The organism is Micromonospora olivasterospora, from assembly GCF_007830265.1.
Taxonomy (GTDB): Bacteria; Actinomycetota; Actinomycetes; order Mycobacteriales; family Micromonosporaceae; genus Micromonospora; species Micromonospora olivasterospora.
Map to the genome: position 1 here is coordinate 3,785,096 of NZ_VLKE01000001.1, position 25,208 is coordinate 3,810,303.

Below are 25,208 nucleotides of genomic sequence, written 5' to 3' on the forward strand. Positions count from 1 at the left end.
ATCCGTCGCCCACCAGTGTCGCTTGGGTTGTCGAGTTCCGGCTGGTTGAGGATCTGGTTTAGTACTGCAACGGCGGGTCGTGGCTTCGAGTTGTGATCGCTCGTTAACTGGTTGTGGTGGATGCGCATGCCCGTACGAAGCCATCCACCGACCCACCATCGAGCGGAGTCAACAACGGCGTCGCTACCTCGTCGATCTACGACATGGACGAGTCCGGGTTGTCGTCCGCATCTTCCATTGGCGAGTCCGGGTCGTCATTCACATCTTCCATTGGCAAGTCCGGGTTGTCGTCCGCATCTTCCATTGGCGAGTCCGAGTCATTTTGGGCGGTCAATGCCGCAGGTTCGGGGTTGTTTCCAGCGGCAACCCGCCCACCCGGCACGGCAGGCAACCCCGCCAGCCCTGCGGCACCATCTGGCAGGGGCCACAACCGCACTGTCTCGTCCTGGCTTGCGGAGGCCAGCATCCGCCGGCCCGGCCCCGCCTGCCAGGATGTCACCCCCCACACCGGGCCGGTGTGGCCTTCCAACGTCTGGAGCAGGCGGCCGTCGGCCGTATCCCAGATCCGCACCGTCCGATCCGCGCTGGCGGAGGCCAGCAGCCGCCGGCCCGATTCCTCCTGCCACGACGTCACCGCCAACACCGGGCCGGCGTGGCCTTCCAACGTCCGGAGCAGGCGACGGTCGGCCGCATCCCAGATCCGCACCGTCCGATCCCTGCTGGTGGAGGCCCGCATCCGCCGGCCCGACGCCTCCTGCCACGATGTCACCGCCCACACCGGGCCGGTGTGGTCCAACGTTTGGATCAGGCGGCCGTCGGCCGCATCCCAGATCCGCACCGTCCGATCCGTGCTGGTGGAGGCCAGCATCCGCCGGCCCGACACCGCCGGCCACAACGTCACCGCCCACACCGGGCCGGTGTGGCCTTCCAACGTCTGGAGCAGGCGGCCGTCGGCCGCATCCCAGATCCGCACCGTCTGATCCATGCCGGCGGAGGCCAGCATCCGCCGGCCCGGCCCCGCCGGCCACGACGTCACCGCCCGCACCGCGCCGGTGTGGCCTGCCAATGTCCGGAGCAGGCGGCCGTCGGCCGCATCCCAGATCCGCACCGTCCCGTCCCCGGCGGCGGAGGCCAGCAGCCGCTGGCCCGACGCCTCCTGCCACGACGTCGACGCGTACACCGGGCCGGTGTGGCCGGTCAGCAGCTGCGGGGACACCACCGGTGGCGGCGTGGCAGCACCGGCGGGAGCCTGTCCGGCGTGCGCGTCCGATTCCGCGGCCGCTGCCTCACCCTGGCCAATCCGGCCGCTCAACTCCCCGACACTGGTCGCGGGCACAGGTGCGGGGTCGTTTCCAGCGGCAGCCCGCCCACCCGGCGCGGCAGGCAATCCCGCCAGCTCTGCAGCACGATCCGGCAGGGGCCACAACCGCACCGTCTGATCCCCGCCGGCGGAGGCCAGCATCCGCCGGCCCGGCCCCGCCGGCCACGACGTCACCGTCAACACCATGTCGGTGTGGTCTTCCAACGTCTGGAGCAGGCGGCCGTCGGCCGCATCCCAGATCCGCACCGTCTCGTCGTCGCTGGCGGAGGCCAGCAGCCGTCGGCCCGACGCCTCCTGCCACGACGTCACCGCCGACACTTCGTCGGTGTGGCCTTCCAACGTCCGGATCAGGCGGCCGTCGGCCGCATCCCAGACCCGCACCGTCCGATCCTCGCCGGCGGAGGCCAGCAGCCGCCGGCCCGACGCCTCCTGCCACGATGTCACCGCGTACACCGTGCCGGCGTGGCCTTCCAACGTCCGGATCAGGCGGCCGTCGGCCGCATCCCAGATCCGCACCGTCTCGTCCGCGCTGGGGGAGGCCAGCAGCCGCCGGCCCGACGCCTCCTGCCACGATGTCACCGCGTACACCGTGCCGGCGTGGCCTTCCAACGTCCGGAGCAGGCGGCCGTCGGCCGCATCCCAGATCCGCACCGTCTCGTCCCCGCTGGCGGAGGCCAGCATCCGCCGGCCCGGCCCCGCCGGCCACGACGTCACCGCCGACACCGTGCCGGTGTGGCCTTCCAACGTCTGGAGCAGGCGGCCGTCGGCCGCATCCCAGATCCGCACCGTCTCGTCCGCGCTGGCGGAGGCCAGCAGCCGCCGGCCCGGCCCCGCCGGCCACGACGTCATCGCCAACACTGTGCCGGTGTGGCCTTCCAACGTCTGGAGCAGGCGGCCGTCGGCCGCATCCCAGATCCGCACCGTCCGATCCCCGCCGGTGGAGGCCAGCAGCCGCCGGCCCGACGCCTCCTGCCACGACGTCACCGCCCACACCATGCCGGTGTGGCCGGTCAGCAGCTGCGGGGACACCACCGGTGGCGGCGTGGCAGCACCGGCGGGAGCCTGTCCGGCGTGCGCGTCCGGCTCCGCGGCCGCTGCCTCACCCTGGCCAATCCGGCCGCTCAACTCCCCGACACTGGTCGCGGGCACAGGTGCGGGGTCGTTTCCAGCGGCAGCCCGCCCACCCGGCGCGGCAGGCAACCCCGCCAGCTCTGCAGCACCATCTGGCAGGGGCCACAACCGCACCGTCTGATCCCCGCCAGCGGAGGCCAGCATCCGCCGGCCCGGCCCCGCCGGCCACGACGTCACCGTCAACACCATGTCGGTGTGGTCTTCCAACGTCTGGAGCAGGCGGCCGTCGGCCGCATCCCAGATCCGCACCGTCTCGTCGTCGCTGGTGGAGGCCAGCAGCCGCCGGCCCGACGCCTCCTGCCACGATGTCACCGCCGACACCGCGTCGGTGTGGCCTTCCAACGTCTGGAGCAGGCGGCCGTCGGCCGCATCCCAGATCCGCACCGTCTCGTCCCAGCTGGCGGAGGCCAGCAGCCGCCGGCCCGATTCCTCCTGCCACGACGTCACCGCCGACACCTCGTCGGTGTGGCCTTCCAACGTCCGGATCAGGCGACGGTCGGCCGCATCCCAGATCCGCACCGTCTCGTCCCCGCTGGCGGAGGCCAGCAGCCGCCGGCCCGACGCCTCCTGCCACGATGTCACCGCGTACACCGTGCCGGCGTGGCCTTCCAACGTCCGGAGCAGGCGGCCGTCGGCCGCATCCCAGATCCGCACCGTCTCGTCCCCGCTGGCGGAGGCCAGCATCCGCCGGCCCGACTCGTCCTGCCACGACGTCACCGCCGACACCGTGCCGGTGTGGCCTTCCAACGTCTGGAGCAGGCGGCCGTCGGCCGTATCCCAGATCCGCACCGTCTCGTCCGCGCTGGCGGAGGCCAGCATCCGCCGGCCCGACTCGTCCTGCCACGACGTCACCGCCAACACTGTGCCGGTGTGGCCTTCCAACGTCTGGAGCAGGCGGCCGTCGGCCGCATCCCAGATCCGCACCGTCCGATCCCCGCCGGTGGAGGCCAGCATCCGCCGGCCCGGCCCCGCCGGCCACGACGTCACCGCCCACACCATGCCGGTGTGGCCGGTCAGCAGCTGCGGGGACACCACCGCCGGCGGCGGTGTGGCAGCACCGGCGGGAGCCTGCCCGACGTGCGCGTCCGGCTCCGCGGCCGCTGCCTCACCCTGGCCAATCCGGCCACTCAACTCCCCGACACTGGTCGCGGGCACAGGTCCGGGGTCGTTTCCAGCGGCAACCCGCCCACCCGGCACGGCAGGCAACCCCGCCAGCCCCGCAGCAGCGCCCGGCAGGGGCCACAACCGCACCGTCCGATCCCCGCTGGCGGAGGCCAGCATCCGCCGGCCCGGCCCCGCCGGCCACGACGTCACCGCGAACACCGAGCGGGTGTGGCCTTCCAATGTCTGGAGCAGGCGGCCGTCGGCCGCATCCCAGATCCGCACCGTCTCGTCCGCGCTGGTGGAGGCCAGCAGCCGCCGGCCCGATTCCGCCGGCCACGACGTCACCGCCCACACCGCGCCGGTGTGGCCTCTTAATGTCTGGAGCAGGCGGCCGTCGGCCGCATCCCAGATTCGCACCGTCTGATCCCCGCCGGCGGAGGCCAGCAGCCGCCGGCCCGATTCCGCCGGCCACGACGTCACCGCCCACACCGTGCCGGCGTGGCCTTCCAACGTCCGGACCAGGCGACCGTCGGCCGCATCCCAAATCCGCACCGTCCCGTCGAAGCTGGCGGAGGCCAGCAGCCGCCGGCCCGACTCCTCCTGCCACGACGTCACCGCCGACACCGCGTTGGTGTGGCCTTCCAACGTCCGGATCAGGCGGCCGTCGGCCGCATCCCAGATCCGCACCGTCTCGTCCCCGCTGGCGGAGGCCAGCAGCCGCCGGCCCGACGCCTCCTGCCACGACGTCACCGCCCACACCGGGTCGGTGTGGCCTGCCAATGTCCGGATCAGGTGGCCGTCGGCCGCATCCCAGATCCGCACCGTCTCGTCCCCGCTGGCGGAGGCCAGCAGCCGCCGGCCCGACGCCTCCTGCCACGACGTCACCGCCTGCACCGTGCCGGTGTGGCCTTCCAACGTCTGGAGCAGGCGGCCGTCGGCCGCATCCCAGATCCGCACCGTCTCGTCCATGCTGGCGGAGGCCAGCAGCCGCCGGCCCGACTCCTCCTGCCACGACGTCACCGCCCGCACCTGCTCGGTGTGGCCGGTCAGCAGCCGCGGGGACACCACCGGCGGCGGCGTGGCAGCACCGGCGGGAGCCTGCCCGACGTGCGCGTCCGGCTCCGCGGCCGCTGCCTCACCCTGGCCAATCCGGCCACTCAACGCCCCGACACTGGTCCCGGACACAGGCCCGGGGTGATTTCCAGCGGCAGCCCGCCCACCCGGCACGGCAGGCAACCCCGCCAGCCCCGCAGCAGCGCCCGGCGGGGGCCACAACCGCACCGTCCGATCCTCGCTGGCGGAGACCAGCATCCGCCGGCCCGGCCCCGCCGGCCACGACGTCACCGCCACCACCGGGCCGGTGTGGCCGTCCAACGTCTGGAGCAGGCGGCCGTCGGCCGCATCCCAGATCCGCACCGTCCGATCCCCGCCGGCAGAGGCCAGCAGCCACCGGCCCGACGCCTCCTGCCACGACGTCACCGCCCACACTTCGTCGGTGTGGCCTTCCAACGTCTGGAGCAGGCGGCCGTCGGCCGCATCCCAGATCCGCACCGTCGAGTCGTCGCTGGCGGAGGCCAGCAGCTGCCGGCCCGACTCGTCCTGCCACGACGTCACCGCCGCCACCGGGCCGGTGTGGCCTTCCAACGTCTGGAGCAGGCGGCCGTCGGCCGCATCCCAGATCCGCACCGTCTCGTCCCAGCTGGCGGAGGCCAGCAGCCGCTGGCCCGATTCCTCCTGCCACGACGTCACCGCCGACACCGCGTCGGTGTGGCCTTCCAACGTCTGGAGCAGGCGGCCGTCGGCCGCATCCCAGATCCGCACCGTCTCGTCCCAGCTGGCGGAGGCCAGCAGCCGCCGGCCCGATTCCTCCTGCCACGACGTCACCGCCGACACCTCACCGGTGTGGCCTTCCAACGTCCCGAGCAGGCGACCGTCGGCCGCATCCCAGATCCGCACCGTCTCGTCCATGCTGGCGGAGGCCAGCAGCCGCTGGCCCGATTCCTCCTGCCACGACGTCACCGCCCACACCGGGTCGGTGTGGCCTGCCAATGTCCGGATCAGGTGGCCGTCGGCCGCATCCCAGATCCGCACCGTCTCGTCCCCGCTGGCGGAGGCCAGCATCCGCCGGCCCGACGCCTCCTGCCACGACGTCACCGCGAACACCGTGCCGGCGTGGCCGGTCAGCAACTGCGGGGACACCACCGGTGGCGGTGTGGCAGCACCGGCGGGAGCCTGCCCAACGTGCGCGTCCGATTCCGCAGCCGCTGCCTCAACCCGGCCAATCCGGCCGCTCAATTCCAGGTATTCGCGCAGGGTGGTGGGGCCACCATCGCGGGGCCGCCACTCCCCGACACTGGTCGCGGACACAGGTGCGGGGTTGTTTCCAGCGGCAACCCGCCCACCCGGCACGGCAGGCAACCCCGCCAGCCCCGCAACACCATCCGGCAGGGGCCACAACCGCACCGTCCGATCCTCGCTGGCGGAGGCCAGCATCCGCCGGCCCGGCCCCTCCTGCCACGACATCACCGCCCACACCCAGTCGGTGTGGCCTTCCAACGTCTGGAGCAGGCGGCCGTCGGCCGCATCCCAGATCCGCACCGTCTCGTCCCAGCTGGCGGAGGCCAGCAGCCGCCGGCCCGATTCCTCCTGCCACGACGTCACCGCCGACACCGAGCGGGTGTGGCCTGCCAACGTCCGGACCAGGCGGCCGTCGGCCGCATCCCAGATCCGCACCGTCTCGTCCCAGCTGGCGGAGGCCAGCAGCCGCCGGCCCGACTCCTCCTGCCACGACGTCACCGCCGACACCACGTCGGTGTGGCCTGCCAACGTCCGGACCAGGCGACCGTCGGCCGCATCCCAGATCCGCACCGTCTCGTCCCAGCTGGCGGAGGCCAGCAGCCGCCGGCCCGACTCCTCCTGCCACGACGTCACCGCCGACACCTCGCCGGTGTGGCCTGCCAACGTCCGGACCAGGCGGCCGTCGGCCGCATCCCAGATCCGCACCGTCTCGTCCAAGCTGGCGGAGGCCAGCAGCCGCCGGCCCGATTCCTCCTGCCACGACGTCACCGCCGACACCTCGCCGGTGTGGCCTGCCAACGTCCGGACCAGGCGGCCGTCGGCCGCATCCCAGATCCGCACCGTCTCGTCCAAGCTGGCGGAGGCCAGCAGCCGCCGGCCCGATTCCTCCTGCCACGACGTCACCGCCCGCACCGCGCCGGTGTGGCCGTCCAACGTCCGGACCAGGCGACCGTCGGCCGCATCCCAGATCCGTACCGTTCGGTCGTCGCTGGCGGAGGCCACCATCCGCTGGCCCGACGTCTCCTGCCACGACGTCACCGCCCGCACCTCCTCGGTGTGGCCGGTCAGCAGCCGCGAGGACACCACCAACGCCGACGGCGGTGTGGCAGCACCGGCGGGAGCCTGCCCGACGTGCGCGTCCAACTCCGCGGCCGCTGCCTCAATCCGGCCAATCCGGCCGCTCAACGCAGCGATGTCGGACACCGATCGGACGTACTCGCTCAGGTCACGCGACCCCCGCGCGAGCCTGAGGTCCCGCAGCCCGTCGAGGTACCGGTCGGACAGCCGATCCAGGACCGACCGCGCCTGGCCGACGTCCTGGCCGCGTTCGGCCGCCTCCACCAACGGCCTCTCAGCGGCTTGAAGTCTGTCAATACGCGCCGCATGGCCACCGACCAGAGCCTCCCACCGCTGGATGAGATGATCGGTGATGGTGGCCGCGCCACCGAGAGCAGCGGCATGCACCGTATCGACGAACAACGGATAGAACGTACCCATTTCCTCATCGGCCGGACCGCGCCGACCACCCGAACCGGGTGACACGAACTCGACCAACATCAACGGCGCGTTTCCGTCGCGTCCCACCACCGGGTGTCCGTACCACCTGCGGTCGCCTCCTTGCTCGACGACCTGGACCCGCACCTGGAAAAGCTCCGCCAACTCGTTGAGGAACCCACCCGAATACACTTCGGCACCGCGCGCAGACCGCAGATCCCGGATCACCACATGATCGGAACCCAGCCGCCCCTCCATCCGGTCCAGCAGCGCCTGCGCCCGTGTCTCCACGTTGTCGAACCCGTGATACTGGCCCGGCCGCACACCATTGAGCGTCTGCGCCAACGAGTCCAGCAAACACAGCAGCCCGTCGCCCCGGCGATCCCCCCGGTGCATCCACTCCGGCAACCCACCCGCCGACGGCTGCCCCCCACCCGGAGCCACACCGTCCGGCCCGGCCACCCACTCGTACACCACCGGAGCATCGCCGGCGTGTGGTGACGGTGCCGGTTGCGGTGGTGGCACGGTTACGCTGGCCTGCCCCGGCAACACCGCCGCCCGAGCCGGCAGCAACCGGATCTGTTCCTCCAACAACTCCCGCGCCAACCCGAACGCGCTCACCGCGGAGAGCAACTCCGCGCTCCGCTGCTCGGACACCCCCGGCACCCGCCCCACCACGTCCACCCGCCGCGGCACCAGCGGCACGTCCAGGGCAGCCCGGAGCCTGGAAACCCACGCTCGCGGGTCTGCCGGACCGTCCGCCGACCACAACAACGCCACGTCCCCGCCATGATCAGCCAGGAACCGGGTGAACTCCGCCCCACTGCCAGACCGCACGCGGGACAGGTCAGCCTGCCGCCGCCCAGCGTATCCTCGAACCACGACCGGTCCGTCCGATCCCGTAAAGAGGACCCAGGCGCCCAGATACACCGCCCGCAACACGTCCCGGACGGCGTCCGGGACCGTCGCGCCCCCTGCGGCCAAGACGATCCCCGGTGGCACCGCCGCGGCCCACACCCGCCCAATCTGGTCCGCTACCAGGCCTTCCACCTCACCGGTCAGCCCAGCCCTCGCGAACGCCGTCACCAACTGCTGACTGTCGCCGTGCCCCGCCCATTCCTCCAGCCGCAGATCGAGCCGATCCGTTACCGCAGCCCCACCCACCCACTCGCGTGTATGCCGGACCAACTCCGCACCCAACGCGACCAGCTGCTCCACCCGCTCACCCATCCGGCGGTGCGCCCGCACCCCTACCGTGCCGGCGGCGTCCGGGGTCGACAGGTCGACCGCCAGCGGATCGGTCACGGTCACATCGGGAAGCATCGCCGTCAGTTCCGGAACCCGAGCCCGCCACTGCTCAGCCGCCCCGCCCGGTTGCAGCGCCGCCGCGATCGGGGGCAACTCGGACCGCACCCGGGTCCAACTCTGCGCCTCGACGAGGTTCGACGCCTCCCGAGTGCCTACCACCGGCTGGCCGGCGGCCATCTCACCCATCCGCACCGGCCACAGGTCACCCTCCGCCACATGCGCCAACACCACCGGCGATGCCCGCCCACCGAACCCGTGCACCACCACATACACCGGCTCCCGCAACCCCGACTCCACCGGCGGCAACGCACTGTTCAGGAACGTGTCGAACAATGTGTCCACGACCGCCGTGGGATGCACCGGATGCGGTTGCGGCACACCCACCACCAACACCCGCGCGCCATCCGGCACCCACCCCACCGGCCCCACGTCCGGCGTCGCCCCCGCCACACTCTCCCCGGCAAGCAACCCCGCCTGCCGCAACTCCACCACCCGCCACCGACCAAGCCCTGACGACGGCACCGGAGGGAACACCCAATCCCGCATATACGAGGCCGCCTGCTGCCCGAACCGCGCCCAACGCCGGTCCGGCGGCAGAAGATACGGCGCATGCACACCGTGCAATCCCCGCGCCTCCCGGTAGAACTGAGCCGACCGGGCATCCTCCGGACGGATCGGACGCGCGTGGAACTCCCACAGCAACGCCCCACCCGCGAACGTCTCCCGACCCGAGAAATCGACAGGAATCAGACCCTGAGGAACAGACCTCGCCCCCACGCCCGCCACATAACGCGAACGGATCGCTACCGCCCCCGACTGGCCACGCCTTACCCGCAACGCCGCGACCTCGACCACCGTCCGAGGCTCCACCAACGGACCAGCACCATACGGCGACAACTCGATCACCGCCGTCGCAGGCACCTGCACCCCCGGGAGCCGGCCATCAAGCAATCGCCTCACGAGATCCAGCACACCCTCATGCCCGCGATCGCCGAACGCCAGCACCACCCGCCACACCCCACCACGGCCCTGCACCTCGTCCAGCAGCTCATCCGCAGACCGATTCCACGTCCTCTCAACCGCCCTCGCCGCCCACGTTTCGGCATCCGTCACCGCCTGCCGCTGCGCCACCACCGACAGACCTCGCGGATCAACCTCAGCGCCCACACCATCCGGATACACCACCACCGCCTCGGCGGGGCCGGCAGCACTGGCGACACCCCGAACCGTCAGGAACACCTCCAGGGGCCACAACCGCACCGTCTCGTCCACGCTGGTGGAGGCCAGCATCCGCCGGCCCGGCCCCGCCGGCCACGACGTCACCGCCGTCACCGCGCGGGTGTGGCCTGCCAACGTCTGGAGCAGGCGGCCGTCGGCCACATCCCAGATCCGCACCGTCCGATCCTCGCTGGTGGAAGCCAGCATCCGCCGGCCCGACGCCGCCTGCCACGATGTCACCGCCCACACCGCGCGGGTGTGGCCTTCCAATGTCCGGATCAGGCGACCGTCGGCCGCATCCCAGATCCGCACCGTCCGATCCTCGCTGGCGGAGGCCAGCAGCCGCCGGCCCGACTCGTCCTGCCACGACGTCACCGCCAACACCTCGTCGGTGTGGCCTTCCAACGTCTGGAGCAGGCGGCCGTCGGCCGCATCCCAGATCCGCACCGTCCGGTCCCTGCTGGCGGAGGCCAGCAGCCGCTGGCCCGGCTCGTGCCACGATGTCACCGCCGACACGTCGTCGGTGTGGCCTGCCAATGTCCGGAGCAGGCGGCCGTCGGCCGCATCCCAGATCCGCACCGTCCGGTCCCTGCTGGCGGAGGCCAGCAGCCGCTGGCCCGCCTCGTGCCACGATGTCACCGCCGACACCGGGCGGGTGTGGCCTCTTAATATCTGGAGCAGGCGGCCGTTGGCCGCATCCCAGATCCCCACCGTCCGGTCGTAGCTGGCGGAGGCCAGCAGCCGCCGGCCCGACTCCTCCTGCCACGACGTCACCGCCAACACCGCGGCGATGTGGCCGTCCAACGTCCGGAGCAGGCGACCGTCGGCCGCATCCCAGACCCGCACCGTCCGATCCACGCTGGCGGAGGCCACCAGCCGCCGGCCCGACTCCTCCTGCCACGATGTCACCGCCGACACCGGGCCGGTGTGGCCGGTCAGCAGCCGCGGGGACACCACCGCCGGCGGCGTGGCAGCACCGGCGGGAGCCTGCCCGACGTGCGCGTCCGATTCCGCGGCCGCTGCCTCAACCCGGCCAATCCGGCCACTTAACGCCCCGACACTGGTCGCAGGCACAGGTCCGGGGTCGTTTCCAGCGGCAGCCCGCCCACCCGGCACGGCAGGCAACCCCGCCAGCCCCGCAGCAGCGCCCGGCAGGGGCCACAACCGCACCGTCCGATCCCCGCTGGCGGAGGCCAGCAGCTGCCGGCCCGGCCCCGCCGGCCACGACGTCACCGCGAACACCGAGCGGGTGTGGCCTTCCAATGTCTGGAGCAGGCGGCCGTCGGCCGCATCCCAGATCCGCACCGTCTCGTCCGCGCTGGTGGAGGCCAGCAGCCGTCGGCCCGACGCCTCCTGCCACGACGTCACCGCCCACACCGCGCCGGTGTGGCCTCTTAATGTCTGGATCAGGCGGCCGTCGGCCGCATCCCAGATCCGCACCGTCTGATCCCCGCCGGCGGAGGCCAGCAGCCGCCGGCCCGATTCCGCCGGCCACGACGTCACCGCCCACACCGTGCCGGCGTGGCCTTCCAACGTCCGGACCAGGCGACCGTCGGCCGCATCCCAAATCCGCACCGTCCCGTCGAAGCTGGCGGAGGCCAGCAGCCGCCGGCCCGACGCCTCCTGCCACGACGTCACCGCCGACACCATGCGGGTATGGCCTTCCAATGTCTGGAGCAGGCGGCCGTCGGCCGCATCCCAGATCCGCACCGTCTCGTCCATGCTGGTGGAGGCCAGCAGCCGCCGGCCCGACGCCTCCTGCCACGACGTCACCGCCCGCACCGGGCCGGTGTGGCCTTCCAACGTCTGGATCAGGCGGCCGTCGGCCGCATCCCAGATCCGCACCGTCCGATCCATGCCGGCGGAGGCCAGCATCCGCCGGCCCGACGCCTCCTGCCACGACGTCACCGCGAACACCGTGCCGGTGTGGTCTTCCAACGTCTGGAGCAGGCGGCCGTCGGCCGCATCCCAGATCCGCACCGTCTCGTCCATGCTGGCGGAGGCCAGCAGCCGCCGGCCCGACTCCTCCTGCCACGACGTCACCGCCCGCACCTGCTCGGTGTGGCCGGTCAGCAGCCGCGGGGACACCACCGGCGGCGGCGTGGCAGCACCGGCGGGAGCCTGCCCGACGTGCGCGTCCAGCTCCGCGGCCGCTGCCTCACCCTGGCCAATCCGGCCACTCAACGCCCCGACACTGGTCCCGGACACAGGCCCGGGGTCGTTTCCAGCGGCAGCCCGCCCACCCGGCACGGCAGGCAACCCCGCCAGCCCCGCAGCAGCGCCCGGCAGGGGCCACAACCGCACCGTCTGATCCATGCCGGCGGAGACCAGCATCCGCCGGCCCGGCCCCGCCGGCCACGACGTCACCGTCGACACCGCGTCGGTGTGTCCTTCCAACGTCCGGACCAGGCGGCCGTCGGCCGCATCCCAGATCCGCACCGTCCGATCCGCGCCGGCGGAGGCCAGCAGCCGCCGGCCCGACGCCTCCTGCCACGACGTCACCGCCCACACTTCGTCGGTGTGGCCTTCCAACGTCTGGAGCAGGCGGCCGTCGGCCGCATCCCAGATCCGCACCGTCTCGTCCATGCTGGTGGAGGCCAGCAGCTGCCGGCCCGACTCGTCCTGCCACGACGTCACCGCCGACACTTCGTCGGTGTGGCCTTCCAACGTCTGGATCAGGCGGCCGTCGGCCGCATCCCAGATCCGCACCGTCTCGTCCGCGCTGGTGGAGGCCAGCAGCTGCCGGCCCGACTCGTCCTGCCACGACGTCACCGCCGACACCTCGTCGGTGTGGCCTTCCAACGTCTGGAGCAGGCGGCCGTCGGCCGCATCCCAGATCCGCACCGTCCGATCCCCGCTGGCGGAGGCCAGCAGCTGCCGGCCCGGCCCCGCCGGCCACGATGTCACCGCGAACACCGTGCTGGTGTGGTCTTCCAATGTCTGGAGCAGGCGGCCGTCGGCCGCATCCCAGATCCGCACCGTCTCGTCCGCGCTGGCGGAGGCCAGCAGCTGCCGGCCCGGCCCCGCCTGCCACGACGTCACTGCCCACACCGTGCCGGTGTGGCCTCTTAATGTCTGGAGCAGGCGGCCGTCGGCCGCATCCCAGATCCGCACCGTCCGATCCGTGCCGGCCGAGGCCCGCAGCCACCGGCCCGACGCCTCCTCCCACGACGTTGACGCGTACACCAGGCCGGGGTGGCCGGGCAGCAGCTGCGGGGACACCGCCGGCGGCGTGGCAGCACCGGCGGGAGCCTGCCCGACGTGCGCGTCCGGCTCCGCGGTCGCTGCCTCACCCTGGCCAATTCGGCCACTCAATTCCCCGATACTGGTCGCGGGCACAGGTGCGGGGTTGTTTCCAGCGGTAACCCGCCCACCCGGCACGGCAGGCAGCCCCGCCAGCCCCGCAGCAGCGCCCGGCAGGGTCCACAACCGCACCGTCCGATCCCTGCTGGCGGAGGCCAGCATCCGCTGGCCCGGCCCCGCCTGCCACGACGTCACCGCCACCACCGGGCCGGTGTGGCCTTCCAACGTCTGGATCAGGCGACCGTCGGCCGCATCCCAGATCCGCACCGTCCGATCCGCGCCGGCAGAGGCCAGCAGCCACCGGCCCGGCCCCGCCTGCCACGACGTCACCGCGTACACCGGGCCGGTGTGGCCTTCCAACGTCCCGACCAGGCGACCCTCGGCCGCATCCCAGATCCGCACCGTCTCGTCCCCGCTGGCGGAGGCCAGCAGCCGCCGGCCCGACTCCTCCTGCCACGACGTCACTGCCCACACCATGCCGGTGTGGCCTTCCAACGTCTGGAGCAGGCGGCCGTCGGCCGCATCCCAGATCTGCACCGTCTCGTCCCGGCTGGCGGAGGCCAGCAGCCGCCGGCCCGACTCGTCCTGCCACGACGTCACCGCCGCCACCGTGTCGGTGTGGTCTTCCAACGTCTGGAGCAGGCGGCCGTCGGCCGCATCCCAGATCCGCACCGTCTCGTCCCAGCTGGCGGAGGCCAGCAGCCGCCGGCCCGACTCCTCCTGCCACGACGTCACCGCCGACACCTCGTCGGTGTGGCCTGCCAATGTCCGGATCAGGCGGCCGTCGGCCGCATCCCAGATCCGCACCGTCTGATCCATGCTGGCGGAGGCCAGCATCCGCTGGCCCGACGCCGCCTGCCACGATGTCACCGCCCACACCGGGTCGGTGTGGCCTGCCAATGTCTGGATCAGGTGGCCGTCGGCCGCATCCCAGATCCGCACCGTCTCGTCCCCGCTGGCGGAGGCCAGCAGCCGCCGGCCCGACGCCTCCTGCCACGACGTCACCGCGAACACCGTGCCGGTGTGGCCGGTCAGCAGCTGCGGGGGCACCACCGGCGGCGGCGTGGCAGCGCCGGCGGGAGCCTGTCCGACGTGCGCGTCCAGCTCCGCGGCCGCTGCCTCACCCTGGCCAATTCGGCCACTCAATTCCCCGATACTGGTCGCGGGCACAGGTGCGGGGTCGTTTCCAGCGGCAACCCGCCCACCCGGCACGGCAGGCAACCCCGCCAGCCCCGCAGCACCATCCGGCAGGGTCCACAACCGCACTGTCCGATCCTCGCTGGCGGAGGCCAGCACCTGCCGGCCCGACTCCTCCTGCCACGATGTCACCGCGAACACCGTGCCGGTGTGGTCTTCCAATGTCCGGAGCAGGCGGCCGTCGGCCGCATCCCAGATCCGCACCGTCTGATCCCCGCTGGCGGAGGCCAGCATCCGCCGACCCGGCCCCGCCTGCCACGACGTCACCGCCCGCACCGTGCCGGTGTGGCCTTCCAACGTCCGGACCGGGCGGTCGTCGGCCGCATCCCAGATCCGCACCGTCCGATCCGCGCCGGCGGAGGCCAGCAGCCGCCGGCCCGACTCCTCCTGCCACGACGTCACCGCGAACACCGTGCCGGTGTGGCCTCTTAATGTTTGGAGCAGGCGACCGTCGGCCGCATCCCAGATCCGCACCGTCCCATCCATGCCGGCGGAGGCCAGCAGCCGCCGGCCCGACTCCTCCTGCCACGACGACACCGCCCACACCGAGCCGGTGTGGCCTGCCAACGTCCGGACCAGGCGGCCGTCGGCCGCATCCCAGATCCGCACCGTCTCGTCCAAGCTGGCGGAGGCCAGCAGCCGCCGGCCCGACTCCTCCTGCCACGACGTCGACGCGTACACCGGGCCGGTGTGGCCTTCCAACGTCCGGACCAGGCGACCGTCGGCTGCATCCCAGATCCGCACCGTCCGATCCCCGCTGGCGGAGGCCAGCAGCCGCCGGCCCGACTCCTCCTGCCACGATGTCACCGCCCACACCATGCCGGTGTGGCCTGCCAACGTCCCGAGCAGGCGACCGTCGGCCGCATCCGAGATCCGCACCCTCCCATCCCTGCTGGCGGAGGCCAGCAGCCGCCGGCCCGACTCCTCCCACGACGTCACCGCCGACACCGGGCCGGTGTGGCTGGTCAGCAACTGCGGAGACACCACCGGCGGCGACGTGGCAGCACCGGCGGGAGCCTGCCCGACGTGCGCGTCCAACTCCGCGGCCGCTGCCTCAATCCGGCCAATCCGGCCGCTCAACGCAGCGATGTCGGACACCGATCGGACGTACTCGCTCAGGTCACGCGACCCCCGCGCGAGCCTGAGGTCCCGCAGCCCGTCGAGGTACCGGTCGGACAGCCGATCCAGGACCGACCGCGCCTGGCCGACGTCCTGGCCGCGTTCGGCCGCCTCCACCAACGGCCTCTCAGCGGCTTGAAGTCTGTCAATACGCGCCGCATGGCCACCGACCAGAGCCTCCCACCGCTGGATGAGATGATCGGTGATGGTGGCCGCGCCACCGAGAGCGGCGGCATGCACCGTATCGACGAACAACGGATAGAACGTACCCATTTCCTCATCGGCCGGACCGCGCCCACCACCCGAACCGGGTGACACGAACTCGACCAACATCAACGGCGCGTTTCCGTCGCGTCCCACCACCGGGTGTCCGTACCACCTGCGGTCGCCTCCTTGCTCGACGACCTGGACCCGCACCTGGAAAAGCTCCGCCAACTCGTTGAGGAACCCACCCGAATACACTTCGGCACCGCGCGCAGACCGCAGATCCCGGATCACCACATGATCGGAACCCAGCCGCCCCTCCATCCGGTCCAGCAGCGCCTGCGCCCGTGTCTCCACGTTGTCGAACCCGTGATACTGGCCCGGCCGCACACCATTGAGCGTCTGCGCCAACGAGTCCAGCAAACACAGCAGCCCGTCGCCCCGGCGATCCCCCCGGTGCATCCACTCCGGCAACCCACCCGCCGACGGCTGCCCCCCACCCGGAGCCACACCGTCCGGCCCGGCCACCCACTCGTACACCACCGGAGCATCGCCGGCGTGTGGTGACGGTGCCGGTTGCGGTGGTGGCACGGTTACGCTGGCCTGCCCCGGCAACACCGCCGCCCGAGCCGGCAGCAACCGGATCTGTTCCTCCAACAACTCCCGCGCCAACCCGAACGCGCTCACCGCGGAGAGCAACTCCGCGCTCCGCTGCTCGGACACCCCCGGCACCCGCCCCACCACGTCCACCCGCCGCGGCACCAGCGGCACGTCCAGGGCAGCCCGGAGCCTGGAAACCCGCGCTCGCGGGTCTGCCGGACCGTCCGCCGACCACAACAACGCCACGTCCCCGCCATGATCAGCCAGGAACCGGGTGAACTCCGCCCCACTGCGAGACCGCACGCGGGACAGGTCAGCCTGCCGCCGCCCAGCGTATCCTCGAACCACGACCGGTCCGTCCGATCCCGTAAAGAGGACCCAGGCGCCCAGATACACCGCCCGCAACACGTCCCGGACGGCATCCGGGACCGTCGCGCCCCCTGCGGCCAAGACGATCCCCGGTGGCACCGCCGCGGCCCACACCCGCCCAATCTGGTCCGCTACCAGGCCTTCCACCTCACCGGTCAGCCCAGCCCTCGCGAACGCCGTCACCAACTGCTGACTGTCGCCGTGCCCCGCCCATTCCTCCAGCCGCAGATCGAGCCGATCCGTTACCGCAGCCCCACCCACCCACTCGCGTGTATGCCGGACCAACTCCGCACCCAACGCGACCAGCTGCTCCACCCGCTCACCCATCCGGCGGTGCGCCCGCACCCCTACCGTGCCGGCGGCGTCCGGGGTCGACAGGTCGACCGCCAGCGGATCGGTCACGGTCACATCGGGAAGCATCGCCGTCAGTTCCGGAACCCGAGCCCGCCACTGCTCAGCCGCCCCGCCCGGTTGCAGCGCCGCCGCGATCGGGGGCAACTCGGACCGCACCCGGGTCCAACTCTGCGCCTCGACGAGGTTCGACGCCTCCCGAGTGCCTACCACCGGCTGGCCGGCGGCCATCTCACCCATCCGCACCGGCCACAGGTCACCCTCCGCCACATGCGCCAACACCACCGGCGATGCCCGCCCACCGAACCCGTGCACCACCACATACACCGGCTCCCGCAACCCCGACTCCACCGGCGGCAACGCACTGTTCAGGAACGTGTCGAACAATGTGTCCACGACCGCCGTGGGATGCACCGGATGCGGTTGCGGCACACCCACCACCAACACCCGCGCGCCATCCGGCACCCACCCCACCGGCCCCACGTCCGGCGTCGCCCCCGCCACACTCTCCCCGGCAAGCAACCCCGCCTGCCGCAACTCCACCACCCGCCACCGACCAAGCCCTGACGACGGCACCGGAGGGAACACCCAATCCCGCATATACGAGGCCGCCTGCTGCCCGAACCGCGCCCAACGCCGGTCCGGCGGCAGAAGATACGGCGCATGCACACCGTGCAATCCCCGCGCCTCCCGGTAGAACTGAGCCGACCGGGCATCCTCCGGACGGATCGGACGCGCGTGGAACTCCCACAGCAACGCCCCACCCGCGAACGTCTCCCGACCCGAGAAATCGACAGGAATCAGACCCTGAGGAACAGACCTCGCCCCCACGCCCGCCACATAACGCGAACGGATCGCTACCGCCCCCGACTGGCCACGCCTTACCCGCAACGCCGCGACCTCGACCACCGTCCGAGGCTCCACCAACGGACCAGCACCATACGGCGACAACTCGATCACCGCCGTCGCAGGCACCTGCACCCCCGGGAGCCGGCCATCAAGCAATCGCCTCACGAGATCCAGCACACCCTCATGCCCGCGATCGCCGAACGCCAGCACCACCCGCCACACCCCACCACGGCCCTGCACCTCGTCCAGCAGCTCATCCGCAGACCGATTCCACGTCCTCTCAACCGCCCTCGCCGCCCACGTTTCGGCATCCGTCACCGCCTGCCGCTGCGCCACCACCGACAGACCTCGCGGATCAACCTCAGCGCCCACACCATCCGGATACACCACCACCGCCTCGGCGGGGCCGGCAGCACTGGCGACACCCCGAACCGTCAGGAACACCTCCAGGGGCCACAACCGCACCGTCTGATCCATGCTGGTGGAGGCCAGCATCCGCCGGCCCGGCCCCGCCGGCCACGACGTCACCCCCCGCACCGGGCCGGTGTGGTCTGCCAACGTCTGGAGCAGGCGGCCGTCGGCCGCATCCCAGATCCGCACCGTCTCGTCCCCGCTGGCGGAGGCCAGCAGCCGCCGGCCCGACGCCTCCTGCCACGACGTCACCGCCGACACCGCGTCGGTGTGGCCTTCCAACGTCTGGAGCAGGCGGCCGTCGGCCGCATCCCAGATCCGCACCGTCTCGTCCCAGCTGGCGGAGGCCAGCAGCCGCCGGCCCGACGCCTCCTGCCACGACGTCACCGCCGACACGTCGTCGGTGTGGCCTTCCAACGTCCGGATCAGGCGACGGTCGGCCGCATCCCAGATCCGCACCGTCTCGTCCATGCTGGCGGAGGCCAGCAGCCGCCGGCCCGACGCCTCCTGCCACGACGTCACCGCCAACACCGCGCCGCTGTGGCCTTCCAACGTCCCGACCAGGCGACCGCCGGCCGCATCCCAGATCCGCACCGTCTCGTCGAAGCTGGCGGAGGCCAGCAGCCGCAGCCGCCGGCCCGACCCCTCCTGCCACGACGTCACCGCCATCACCGGGCCGGTGTGGCCTGCCAATGTCCGGATCAGGCGGCCGTCGGCCGCATCCCAGATCCGCACCGTCCGACCCATGCCGGCGGAGGCCAGCAGCCGCCGGCCCGGCCCCGCCTGCCACGACGTCACCGCCATCACCGGGCCGCTGTGGCCTGCCAATGTCCGGATCAGGCGGCCGTCGGCCGCATCCCAGATCCGCACCGTCCGATCCCTGCTGGCGGAGGCAAGCAGCCGCTGGCCCGACTCCTCCTGCCACGACGTCGACGCGAACACCGGGCCGGTGTGGCCGGTCAGCCGCCGCGAGGACATCACCACCGCCGGCGGCGGCGTGGCAGCACCGGCGGGAGCCTGCCCGACGTGCGCGTCCAACTCCGCGGCCGCGGCCTCAACCCGGCCAATCCGGCCACTCAACTCCCCGACACTGGTCGCGGGCACAGGTGCGGGGTCGTTTCCAGCGGCAGCCCGCCCACCCGGCACGGCAGGCAACCCCGCCAGCCCTGCAGCACCATCTGGCAGGGGCCACAACCGCACCGTCTGATCCCCGCCAGCGGAGGCCAGCATCCGCCCGCCCGACCCCGCCTGCCACGACGTCACCGCCCACACCTGGCCGGTGTGGCCTTCCAATGACCGGATCAGGCGGCCGTCGGCCGCATCCCAGATCCGCACCGTCTGATCCATGCTGGCGGAGGCCACCAGCCGCTGGCCCGATTCCTCCTGCCACGACGTCACCGCCCGCACCTGGCCGGTGTGGCCTTCCAATGACCGGATCAGGCGACCGTCGGCCGCATCCCAGATCCGCACCGTCTGATCCATGCTGGCGGAGGCCACCAGCCGCTGGCCCGATTCCTCCTGCCACGACGTCACCGCCCACACCTGGCCGGTGTGGCCTTCCAACGTCCGGACCAGGCGACCGTCGGCCGCATCCCAGATCCGCACCGTCTCGTCCACGCTGGTGGAGGCCAGCAGCCGCCGGCCCGATTCATCCTGCCACGATGTCACCGCCGACACCGGGCCGGTGTGGCCTTCCAACGTCCGGACCAGGCGACCGTCGGCCGCATCCCAGATCCGTACCGTCCGATCCATGCTGGCGGAGGCCAGCAGCCGCCGTCCCGGCCCCGCCTGCCACGACGTCACCGCCCACACCCAGTCGGTGTGGCCCTGCAATGTCCGGAGCAGGCGACCGTCGGCCGCATCCCAGATCCGCACCGTCCGATCCATGCTGGCGGAGGCCACCAGCCGCCGGCCCGACTCCTGCCACGACGTCACCGCCCGCACCGTGTCGGTGTGGCCTGCCAATGTCCGGATCAGGCGGCCGTCGGCCGCATCCCAGATCCGTACCGTCTGATCCCTGCTGGCGGAGGCCAGCAGCCGCTGGCCCGACGCCTCCTGCCACGACGTCGACGCGTACACCGGGCCGGTGTGGCCGGTCAGCCGCTGCGGAGACACCACCGCCGGCGGCGTGGCAGCACCGGCGGGAGCCTGCCCGACGTGCGCGTCCAACTCCGCGGACGCTGCCTCAACTCGGCCAACCCGGCCACTCAACGCCCCGACACCGGTCGCGGGCACAGGTCCGGGGTCGTTTCCAGCGGCAACCCGCCCACCCGGCACGGCAGGCAACCCCGCCAGCCCCGCAGCACCATCCGGCAGGGGCCACAACCGCACCGTCCGATCCATGCCGGCAGAGACCAGCAGCCGCCCGCCCGACCCCGCCGGCCACGACGTCACCGCGAACACCGTGCCGGTGTGGCCTTCCAGCCTCCGGACCAGGCGACCGTCGGCCGCATCCCAGATCCGCACCGTCCCGTCCACGCTGGTGGAGGCCAGCATCCGCCGGCCCGACTCCTCCTGCCACGACGTCACCGCCGACACCGGGCCGGTGTGGCCTTCCAACGTCCCGACCAGGCGGCCGTCGGCCGCATCCCAGATCCGCACCGTCTGATCCCTGCTGGCGGAGGCCACCAGCCACTCGTCCGGCCCCGTCTGCCACGACGTCACCGCCCACACCGGGCCGGTGTGGCCTCTTAATGTCCGGAGCAGGCGACCGTCGGCCGCATCCCAGATCCGCACCGTCCGATCCCCGCTGGCAGAGGCCAGCAGCCACTCGTCTGGCCCCGTCTGCCACGACGTCACCGCCCACACCGCGCTGGTGTGGCCGTCCAACCTCCGGAGCAGGCGACCGTCGGCCGCATCCCAGATCCGCACCGTCCGATCCCCGCTGGCAGAGGCCAGCAGCCACTCGTCTGGCCCCGTCTGCCACGACGTCACCGCCCGCGCCGGGCCGGTGTGGCCTGCCAATGTCCGGAGCAGGCGGCCGTCGGCCGCATCCCAGATCCGCACCGTCCGATCCCCGCTGGCAGAGGCCAGCAGCCACTCGTCTGGCCCCGTCTGCCACGACGTCACCGCGAACACCGGGCCGGTGTGGCCTTCCAACGTCCGGAGCAGGCGACCGTCGGCCGCATCCCAGATCCGCACCGTCTCGTCCCCGCTGACGGAGGCCAGCAGCCGCCGGCCCGACGCCTCCTGCCACGACGTCGACGCGTACACCGGGCCGGTGTGGCCGGTCAGCCGCCGCGAGGACACCACCACCGCCGGCGGCGGCGTGGCAGCACCGGCGGGAGCCTGCTCGATGTGCGCGTCCGACTCCGCGGCCCCTGCCTCAACCCGGCCAACCCGGCCACTCAACCCTCCGGTGCCCCCCACGGTCGACGGGGCAGGAGCAGACGATCCGTCACCTTCCAGCGGATCGGACGGCTGCCTGCCCGGGGCGGAGCCGGCCGAGTCGGCCGGGTCGGTAGAGGCGGCTCGCATCGCCTGGGACGGACTGCGCGGCGTGCTGGTAGAGGCGAGCAGGAACGCGCTGGTGTCGGCGCCCGTCGTGGTGATCGGCCGCGGGTGGCGGGCGGCCTGGCCGAGTAGGTCGGTGATGGCGGCGGGTCGCCCGTCCCCGTCGAACGCGGCCACCCGGGTGCTGGACGCGAACAGGTGTCGCAGCCACGGATCACGTATCGGGTCGTCCGGCTCGGGCCGGTCGGCGGCGCCGGGCAGCAGAGGGTCCCGCACCTGGATCCTCGGCGGCCCGGATCTTTGTGGCTGGCTGTGGAGGGCGAACACGTGCTGCGGTTCGTTCGGTGGCGCGGCCCTGACCACCACCATCGACCCCGGCGCCGCCCGCAACGCGGCCAGCACGTCTTCTCCCGCGACCCCGTCCGGGTGGGCGACCCGCTCGGGCACCGTGTCGAGGATCTCCATCAGTTGCGGCCAGCCCATGGTGGGCGCGAGCCGGCCGTCCGGCCCGATGATCCGGTCGTCGAACACCACCCGGTTGCCCAGCCGCTTGTACACGGTTTGGAACACATCGAGCGTGGCCGCCACGCACCACCACAGGTCACCGCTGCTGCCGGGACGCACCTGCTTCCCAGCCGCCCAGTCGGCGGCCCGCTGCCCGGACCCGAACGGCGCGACAGCCTGCCCAGTTGCCGCGACAGCCGGCTCGCCGCGTCCGACCGGGTCACCACCGACCGGTTCGTCCAGGGAGGACACGTTGCTGAACGAATCCCTGTCGCCGGCATCGCGCCCGACCGGGTCGCCGCTGATCAACGCGTTCCGTGAAGAGGCGTCCCTGAACGGGTCCGTGTCCCTGAATTCGCGCTTGGCCGCTTCACCGTTGTCCGACTCGTTCAGCGACGGGACGCCAATGACCGAATCCCTGTCGATGAAGTCGCGTGTGACCGGGTCGCGGCTGATCGGCTCGTCCAGCGAGGAGAGGTCACTGACCGTGAAGGTGTCGTCGGGCCTGCCATCGCGGCTGAAAATGTCGTCGCCGGAGACGGACAGGTCACTGACCGATGTCCTGTCGCTGGTGTGGGCGTGGTTCGGCGTGCCGTCGGTGCGGGGGGCAACACCACCCGGCACCGTAGTACGGGCGCCGGCCGCATCCGGCGTGCCCGGAGTGCCCGGCGTACCCGGCGCGTTGGGTGTGGCCGGCACACTGGACGTGCCCGGCACGCTGGGGGTGGCGGGCGTGGCGTTGCCGGTGGCCTGGGCGAGTACCTGGTGGTATCCGTTGACCCAGTCCCGTCGGAAGGAACCGGCGAGGGTGTCGTGGCTGGCCGGTGCGACGACGCCGTACTTGCGGGCCAGGGCGGTGAACTGGGTTTCCGCCTGGCTGGTCGCTGCTGCGGTGTGCTGCTCGGGAGTCACCGGCACCGGCGGCGCGTCGGTACGCCGGTGTGCCGGGGTGTCCGTGCCGGAAGGGGTGGTGTCCGGTGCGGTGGTGTCGGGGATGACCGCGGCCGTGACACGGGCGGGCAGGTCGGTGACCGCCTGCCGGACCACGTCCGCCACGGCGCCCACCTGCGCGGCGTCGGGCCTGGCCGCCGCAGCCGGCGGCACGGCGGGCGGCACGGCCAGTGGTGCGGTCAGTGGTGCGGCGGGTAGGGGGGTGGCGCCGAGGATCGCGTCGAGGCTCCGGTCCACGTGGACCCGCACGTCCCGCTCGACCGCGGCGCGCACGGCGTCCGACGGTGGCGCCGCCGTCCCGGAACCCCCCGGCACGCCAGCCACCCCTGGCGGGACGACGCCGCCTGGCAGGGGGACGGTCGCCGGTGCGCCCGTGGTGAAGTACTGGTCGAGGTGATGCCCGACGGCCAGGTGCGCGATCGAACGCAACGCCTGCCGGTCGAACTCCCCGGGCAGCGCCGCGACAACCTGCTCCGGGCGTACCGCCGCCGGGATCTGCCCGCCCGCCGGGACCTGCCCCGCGAGGGTTTCGGTGACCTGGGCGACCGCCCGGTCCCGGACACCGAACAGGAACTGGTCGGTCAGGGCGGTGGCGGGCAGACCGACCTGAGACAGGAAAACGGGCACGGCCGGATCACCCTGCCGGGCGTCGGCCCACTCGGTGAACACCCGCTCGACCGACACGGGCAGCCCGGCCAGGAACTGCCGCGCCGGCCCCGTCCCGGCCAACAACCCACCATAGCGGTCCGCCAGATCCTGCTGGAACCGATGCCACTGCTCCACCACCGGCTCACCCGCTGCCGCGACCCACGCCGGCACCGGCGCAGCCGGCATCGACAGGTTCGACACCGACCACGACGGCACCGACAGATCCAGGTGCGGCGCGGGCAGGTCCAGGTGCGGCGCGGGCAGATTCGACGCCGGCAGCAGCGGCACGGGCGGGGGCGGCGGGGCCTGCCCGCCGGTCACCACAGGCTTCGGATCGTCGACCCCAGCCTCGTACCCGGCGGACGTGTCCCCACCCACCGGTGTCGGCCCCACCGGCAGGACCGGCCTACCGTCCGACGTGAGACCGATGTGAGGCACCCGCACCCGGGGCTGCATCACGGCGCGACTCACGACCAGCCCGAGCCCGCTAGCGGCCGCCCCGCCTGCCCCCGAAATCGCCCCGGACAGAAGATCCGCACCGAGATTACCGGGGTCCCAGTACCCCTCGACCATCAAGCTGGCACCGATACCGAACAGCCCCTCCCCGAGGGTCTCCGTCACCGGCCGCGTCAGCACATCGGTCAGCAGATGCTTGGTGGCATCCGACACGGCGAGCTTGCCGACCGCGCCCGCGACAACGCCAGCGGCCCTGCCCAACGCCGGCCCGCCCACCGTGGTCAGGAACGCCACCGCCCCCGCGAACGCCGCCTGCTTACCGACCGTCGACCAGTTCACCCCCGGCTGCAGACCATCGGTCATCATCGACACCTCGGCCAGCAACGCAGAACCCGGCATGAACAACATCTGCATCGCCGTGCCACTCGCCGCCGACCGCACCAACGCCGAACGCAGAATCGCCTGAATGATCGTCCGCGTCTGCGCGACGTGCGCCGCCGCCCCCACCGGATTCCAGAACCACATCGCCGCGGCGACAGCGAACTCGGCAATCATGAAGTTGAACATGGCCAACGCCGTACGCTTGCCGACCTCCGTCTCCACGAAGAACTTCTTCTCCGCCTCGACCACGGCGAGCATCAGGTCGGCCGTCTCGGCCATTTTCTTCACAAACGGAGCGGTCTGCGCCACGAACCGGTCGAAGGCCTCACCCTCCCCCGCCTGCCGGACCGCCCTGATCGTCTGCTCCAGCAACGGACCCAGCACCGTACGCACCCGAAGCGCCAGCGTTCCCAGCGTGCCGATGTCATCCCGCAACAACGGCAGCTCCGCCCGGGACACCCTCATCCCGGTGAACCGTTCCAAAGCCTGCAACGCGCTCTCGTTGAGCTCAAGGGTCGCAACGGCGGCGGCCAACGCG

Annotated in this window: 1 protein-coding gene; it reads right to left on the bottom strand. The window is 72.4% G+C overall.

Annotated elements, in window-relative coordinates; genetic code table 11:
- Window positions 1-196 precede the first annotated feature (196 nt).
- A complete protein-coding gene (locus tag JD77_RS32865) occupies window positions 197-25,204 on the bottom strand; it encodes a WD40 repeat domain-containing protein (RefSeq protein WP_211372590.1) in 25,008 nt (8,335 codons plus the stop codon).
- Window positions 25,205-25,208 lie beyond the last annotated feature (4 nt).